The following is a 6,689-nucleotide window of genomic DNA, read 5'->3' on the forward strand; positions in this document are numbered from 1 at the left end:
CCATTCAAGTAGGCTCAAAAAATTATCATGAATTTTTAGATATGCAGGATTTTCAAAAATTATAAGCGATCGCTTTAAATTTGTTGAATCAGGGTACCTTTCGACTTGAGAAAAGGATTTAACATCAATAGATTACGTTCTGGGAAGAAATCAATAGACAATTCTATTGAGAGTAGAACACGTCCAATTGAAGGGCAGAAGTTTACTTGGATAGACCTTCAGAATCCTGATCGAAATGAAGTTGAAAAATTAGCTGAAAAATACAATTTCAACTCATTAAACATTGAAGATTGCATGACTAAATTCGAATTACCAAAACTTGATAGTTACGATGACCACTTCTTTGTAATTTTGCATTTTCCACCACTTTCACAAAAGGTAGGAATTTCAAAGAATAGTCAACTGTCAATTTTCCTTGGAAAAGACTTTCTTGTTACAGTACATCAAGGTGATTTAAAACCATTAGTAGATTTGGTTGATATTTGTGAAACAGGTTCGGATGAGCAACGCAAAGAAAGATTGCTAGGAAAATCATCTGGGCACTTACTTCACGAGATTATCGATGTTCTAGTTGATGATTTACTTCATACTTCAAGAAAAATTATTGCTAATCTAGATGAGATGGAAGACAGAGTATTTGACGAAACAAAACCAGTTGCAAGAAGTATTGCTTTACTTAGACGAGAGATTAACAGATTAAGAAGAATCGCAAATCCACTAAAGAGATTTGTTTTAGAAATTGCAAAGAATATCAAAAGATTTTCAGAACGTGAAGAAGAGGAACTTACTTTGTATTTTGATGACGTAATTGACCACATTGACAAAGTAATTGAGACATTAGAAGAGTCCAGAGAAACGATGGAGATCTATAAAGATACTGATTTCGTGCTAAGTACAGAGAAAACAAACAAAGTGTTGGCAGTTTTAACAATTATCTTCACATTAGCAATACCCTCAACTGTGATCGGTACTTTTTATGGAATGAATGTTGATTTGCCAGGTGGAATTGGAGACAGTTCTACTGTTTTAGGACCATTTACCACATTCATCATTGTAATTCTTGCATCTGCAATTCCAGCAATTCTCATGTTTGCTTATTTCAAGAAATTAGGTTGGATCAATAGCTAAATTCAAAAAAATAGCAAGATCTATCAAACTAGGAAATAATGAGCTTAGATAAATACCAGATATCTGTAGAAAAATCATGGGGAAAATCAAAATCAGAACTGGTAGAGGCACAGGAACTATGGAAGTAGATAGTGATCCTTCAAAATGGTCTGGTGACGAATTTAAAAAAATTCAAGCAGCAAGAAAAGCAGCTTCTGCTGGTAGAACAGTATCTTCAGGAAGAGGCACTGGTAGAAGAAAATTAAGCGACATACCAGAACCAAAGGAAAGACCAGAATACAAAGGAACAATTAGTTCTGGACGTGGTACCGGTTCTAGAAAAAAATAGAAGAATAAAATCTTAATTTTTCATTTTTATAATTATTCATCTAGAGTATTCTCTCAAAGGAATCTAGATTTTGACATCAGGATTTTCGGCTTTTACTTTTTCCCAGTCTTTAAGGAAGTTTTCCAATCCAATTGTAGTAAGAGGATGGCCTAACATTTTGTCTAAAACTGCAGGTGGAAGAGTGACTACATCAGCTCCAATCTTTGCTGCTTCAACTACATGCATTGGGTGTCTAACACTTGCAACAAGAATTTCTGTTTTAAAATTATAGTTTTCATGGGAGAAAATTTTTTTGATTTCTTCAATTAACTGCATTCCATTTTGTCCAATGTCATCTAATCTTCCAATAAATGGACTAACATACTTAGCACCGGATTTTGCAGCCAAGAGTGCTTGATTTGGTGAAAATATCAAAGTAACATTAACAGGAATTCCTTCTGAAGATAATGTTTTACAGGCTTTTAGACCATCAGGTGTCATAGGAACTTTAACGACAACATTTTCTCCGTATTGACGTAAACGTTTTCCTTCTTCAATCATTCCTGAATATTCAGTACTAACAACTTCAAGACTTACATCACCTTTGATAATTGATGTAATCTCTGCCATTGCATCTTTTGGATTGCCTTTTTCTTTTGACATTAAAGATGGATTTGTTGTGATTCCATCAAGTAGTCCCATGTCATTGAATTTTTTTATTGATTCAAGATTAGCGGTATCAAGAAAAATTTTCATAATTTTTTGCTCCTCAATTCTTTTACTTGTTTTGCTATATTAATTGATGTTATACCGTGTTTTTCTAAGAGTAATGGAATTTCATTATCCCTAGCAGATTCACCAAACATATCTTGAGCACCAATACGCTTGATTGGAACGGGATAAGATTCAGAAACAGATTCTGCAACTGCAGAACCTAATCCACCAAATATGTTATGTTCTTCAGTAGTGACAATACAACCAGTTTCCCTTGCAGCTTTTTCTAAAATTTCATTATCAATTGGTTTGATAGAATACATGTCTAATACTCTACATGAAATTCCATCTTGTTGCAAAGATTCTGCAGCCTCTAAAGCCATGCGAACTGTAATTCCACATGCTGCAATAGTACAATCAGTTCCATCTCTAACTGTGATGCCTTTTCCAATATTGAATTCTTGAGATTCAGAATGGACCAATGGAGTTTTTGAACGAGCCATTCTCATGTAGAAAGGACCATATTCATTTGCCATCAATCGAGTTAATTTTGAAACAGCAATTGTATCAGCAGGAATAAAGACTCTAAAATTTGGAATAACACGCATTATTGCAATATCTTCAATCTGTTGATGTGATCCTCCATCAGGTCCAACAGACAACCCTCCATGAGAAACTACCAGTTTTACATTAAGGCCTTTCTTTCCAGAAGGGGAAGGATATGCAATATTATTTCTAATTTGATCTACTGCACGTCCAGGAAGAAAAATTGCATAAGTACTAGCAAAAGACGTTTTTCCAGAAACAGCAAGACCAGCAGAGACAGTAACAAGATTTGCTTCAGCGATTCCTACATTGAAGAATCTATTTGGAAATTCCTTTCCAAAACCTGATGTTTTTAATGAATCAGTGGTATCAGCTCCTAAGACTACAACGTTTGGGTTATCTTTTCCTAATTGGATTAGAGATTTTGAATATTCAGAACGCATGTCAGTCATGATTGGATCATTCATACAAAACCTGCCTCCTGTGCAATTTTTCTAATTTGTTCTTGTTTTTCTCCAATTACGTGTAGATTAATCCATTTGTTTACTAATTCAGAACCTCCAAGTTGATTTGCTTTTTCAAGTAGTTGTTTTCTTCTAGATTTCAATACTTCAATTCTAAAGTCTTTGATTGCAACTCTGACATCTTGTTGTCCAATAATTGCGCCTCCACCAACAAAAGCTCGGGCACCATCAGCAAAGACCGAGCCTATATTTTCTAGATTTACACCACCATCGGCCTCAATGTAGCCTGAGAAATTATGTTCAGAAAGAAGAGATTTCAGTCGGGCCATCTTCTCATGAGTAGCTTCAATGTATTTTTGACCAGATTTTCCAGGAACAACAGACATTACAATAATTTGATCTAATGAAGGAATGAATTTGTTAGCCCATTCAGGGAAATCAGTATCAGGATTTATTGCAAAACCTACACCAACTTGATTTTGTTTCAATAAATCATGAATCTCACCAAAACTTGATTCATCTGTTACTTCTGCATGAACTGTTACAACATCACTTCCTGCATCAATGTAATCTCGAATATGTTTTACAGGTTCATTAATCATTAAATGGGTATCAAAAGGAATTACTGTTAATGACCTTAATTCTTTAATTTTTGTATGATCAAAAGTTTTGTTTGGAACAAACTGACCATCCATTACATCAAGATGAATATAATCGGCTCTTCCATGTACACATCGCTTTACTTCATTTTCTAGATTTGTCATATCACCTGCAATTATTGAAGGTGCAATCATGAATTGTGAATCCAATTCTTGATTAATGATAGGAACTACATCTGAATCAGGAGCTTTTCCATGCCATTGAGGATTATCCTCCATATGTTCAACTGATTTTCCTTTAATGGTTCTAGAAATAATTATTGTTGGAATACCTTTTGTTGCATTTGCTTTTTTAATTGCTGCATCAACTTGTTCTACACGATGACCATCAACTTCAATGACATTCCAACCAAATGATCTCCATTTGTCACCAGTTTTCCATCTTGAAGCATCCTTCCACATTTCTGATAAGTTATCACCTTCTAATTTTTCATCTAATGGCATGACTCGTTCAGTGTAAGAGTCTTGTTGGATGAAATTCCTATCTAAAAATACTGTAAGATTATCAACTTTGTATTTGGATGCAGTCATGGCTGCCTCCCAAACTTGACCTTCGTCAGATTCACCATCACCAATTATTGTATATACATGATAGTTTTTTGAATCTAATTTCCCAGCAAGTGCAATTCCAATGGAATAAGACAAGCCAGTACCAAGTGAACCGCCACAAAATTCAACTCCAGGACATTTAAGATCTGGATGCCCCTGTAATTTACTTCCAAATTTTCTTAGAGTTTCAAGTTCTGATTCAGGAAAATATCCAGCTACTGCCATGTTAGAAAAGAGACCAGGTGCTGCATGGCCTTTAGATAAAACTAAACGATCACGGTCTTCCCATTGAGGATTATTAGGATCAAATTTCAGGTGTTTGTAAAATAAACATCCAAGAATCTCAGCCATTGAAAATGAACCGCCTGGATGTCCTGAACCAGCAGTGTTTGTACCCTTAATGACTAATTTTCGGGCTTTGAGAATATTCTTTTTGATTTGATAATAATTAAGCCCCATCTCGATCGTTATCTTGTCAAATTTAATAAAAATCTACTTCTAATCAAAACCGATCAATCGTAATTTGATTTGGGAATTTATTAAATCTAAATAGCATGACAAATGTGATTTATCATAATGAAAATCAAGTTAGAGTCATCAGCCAAAAAGAAAACCCAATTACTTTGTGGATTTATTCTAGAAGAAACTGACAAAGTATTAGGATTACCAAAATATGATACTAAAACCACATCATCAATTAATCAATCAATTAAGGATAATGGTGGAAAATTAGGGAATTTAACAGTAATTCCAATTTCTGGCAAAAAACCTGCTCAAAGAATCCTACTTGCAGGAATTGGAAAAAAAGACAAAATCACTAATGATACAATAAGATATGTTTCAGGTAAAATTGCATTAAAAGCCCGTGAATTAAAATTAAAAGAATTCACAATTGTTGCACCTCCTAGTTTTGTTAAAGAAGTAACTGCAAGTGTTTCACAAATTGTGGAAGGAGTAAAAATGTCACTTTACAAATTTGATAAATTCAAAGCAGAGAAAGAGGTTGTTCTTCCAAATCTTACAATTGTTAGTTCAAAATCAACCAAAGTCTCAAAAGCTCTAAAATCTTCAGAGATTATTGCAGATGGTGCAATTTTCACGAAAAGCATAGCAAACTTACCACCAAATCAATGCACTCCTTCAACTTTGGCAAGTTTTGCAAAAACAATTTCAAACAAAAATAAAATGAAATGTAAAATTATTTCAAAATCTGAACTGAAAAAGAATGGATTTGGGGGAATTACAGCAGTAGGTCAAGGAAGTAAGAATGAACCAAAATTAATCATCATGGAGCACAATCATGGTCCTAAAAATAAAAAGCCAATAGTTCTTGTTGGAAAAGCTGTAACATTTGACACTGGTGGAATTTCACTCAAACCAGGAGCAAATATGGATGAGATGAAATTTGACAAATGTGGAGGATGTACAGTTTTAGGAATAATGAAAGCTGTTTCAGAACTGAAATTACCAATTAACGTTATAGGAATTGTTCCATCGGTTGAAAATATGCCTGATGGAGAATCATATAGACCAGGAGATATTATCAAATTATACAATGGAAAGACGGCTGAAATTTTGAATACAGATGCTGAAGGAAGATTAATTCTTGCAGATGCATTAGCATATGGAGAAAAATATTACTCTCCACAAGCAATTATTGATTTTGCAACTTTAACTGGTGCTTGTATTATTGCATTAGGAACTAATGTTGCAGGAATGGTTTCTAGTGACGAAAAACTTGCAGGAAAGATTTTTGATTCATCAAAAAGAACAACTGAAGAAATTTGGCAATTACCATTAAACCAAGACTACATGGACATGATAAAATCAGATGTTGCTGATATGAAAAATATGGGAATTGGTAGAGCAGCAGGAACCATTACTGCTGCAGCATTTCTAAGAAATGCAATAGAAAAAACTCCATGGGTACATCTTGACATTGCTGGAGTTGCATGGACCCAAACTGCAACAAAAGAAAAATCATACAATCCAAAAGGAGCAACAGGTTTTGGTGTTAGATTAATTTTAGATTATTTACAAAAGTTATGAATCTAATATCCACGACTGTTTCTATCAGGTTTTCCAACATTTGGATTTCTCCATCCATGTTTTTCCATCATGTGATTCATTAATCTAATATCATTATCACATAGTTCTCCACATACAGAACAATAAACCATAGAAAATATACAGAAAACCGATAATAAAACTGATTGAATTAGAAAATGCCAGCACTGTTGCTTCCCAAGGGCTCTCGCATCTTAGTAGCACAACAGCGACGTCAGGTTTGACTTCCAAGTTCGGAAAGGGATTGGGTCGCAC

Annotated in this window: 7 protein-coding genes and 1 rRNA gene; 3 read left to right on the top strand and 5 right to left on the bottom strand. The window is 34.2% G+C overall.

The window, feature by feature from the left end; all coding sequences use genetic code 11:
* The first annotated feature begins 105 nt into the window (after positions 1-105).
* Together Q0941_RS07105 and Q0941_RS07110 are read left to right on the top strand one after the other, a co-directional pair.
* Entirely contained in the window at positions 106-1,128 is a 1,023-nt protein-coding gene (locus Q0941_RS07105) for a magnesium transporter CorA family protein (RefSeq protein WP_299292463.1), read from the top strand.
* A gap of 76 nt (positions 1,129-1,204) precedes the next feature.
* Complete coding sequence (locus Q0941_RS07110; RefSeq protein WP_299292465.1) at positions 1,205-1,456, top strand: hypothetical protein; 252 nt, start codon at positions 1,205-1,207, stop codon at positions 1,454-1,456.
* A 63-nt stretch (positions 1,457-1,519) separates the two neighbouring features.
* Here the strand turns inward: Q0941_RS07110 and fsa are convergent, their stop codons facing one another.
* The 3 genes from fsa to Q0941_RS07125 are packed head-to-tail and all read right to left on the bottom strand — an operon-like array spanning position 1,520 to position 4,826.
* On the bottom strand, positions 1,520-2,191 hold the full coding sequence (gene fsa, locus Q0941_RS07115; RefSeq protein ID WP_299292466.1) for a fructose-6-phosphate aldolase: 672 nt from the start codon (positions 2,189-2,191) through the stop codon (positions 1,520-1,522).
* Positions 2,188-3,162, bottom strand: a complete 975-nt coding sequence (locus Q0941_RS07120) for a transketolase family protein (RefSeq protein ID WP_299292468.1) — start codon at positions 3,160-3,162, stop codon at positions 2,188-2,190. The genes fsa and Q0941_RS07120 overlap by 4 nt, the downstream gene beginning before the upstream one ends.
* Entirely contained in the window at positions 3,159-4,826 is a 1,668-nt protein-coding gene (locus Q0941_RS07125; RefSeq protein ID WP_299292470.1) for a ribulose-phosphate 3-epimerase, read from the bottom strand. The genes Q0941_RS07120 and Q0941_RS07125 overlap by 4 nt, the downstream gene beginning before the upstream one ends.
* A 117-nt stretch (positions 4,827-4,943) precedes the next feature.
* On the opposite strand from Q0941_RS07125, the gene Q0941_RS07130 reads away from it, so the two are divergent.
* Positions 4,944-6,416, top strand: coding sequence for a leucyl aminopeptidase (locus Q0941_RS07130; protein WP_299292472.1), 1,473 nt, complete (start codon positions 4,944-4,946; stop codon positions 6,414-6,416).
* Between the two features lie 2 nt (positions 6,417-6,418).
* On the opposite strand, the gene Q0941_RS07135 is transcribed toward Q0941_RS07130, so the two are convergent.
* Together Q0941_RS07135 and rrf are read right to left on the bottom strand one after the other, a co-directional pair.
* A complete protein-coding gene (locus Q0941_RS07135; RefSeq protein ID WP_299292473.1) occupies positions 6,419-6,547 on the bottom strand; it encodes a hypothetical protein in 129 nt (42 codons plus the stop codon).
* Between the two features lie 43 nt (positions 6,548-6,590).
* Positions 6,591-6,689, bottom strand: a 5S ribosomal RNA gene (gene rrf / locus Q0941_RS07140); the annotation flags it as partial.

Source organism: Candidatus Nitrosopumilus sp. (genome assembly GCF_028278985.1).
In the GTDB taxonomy this organism is placed as follows: Archaea; Thermoproteota; Nitrososphaeria; order Nitrososphaerales; family Nitrosopumilaceae; genus Nitrosopumilus.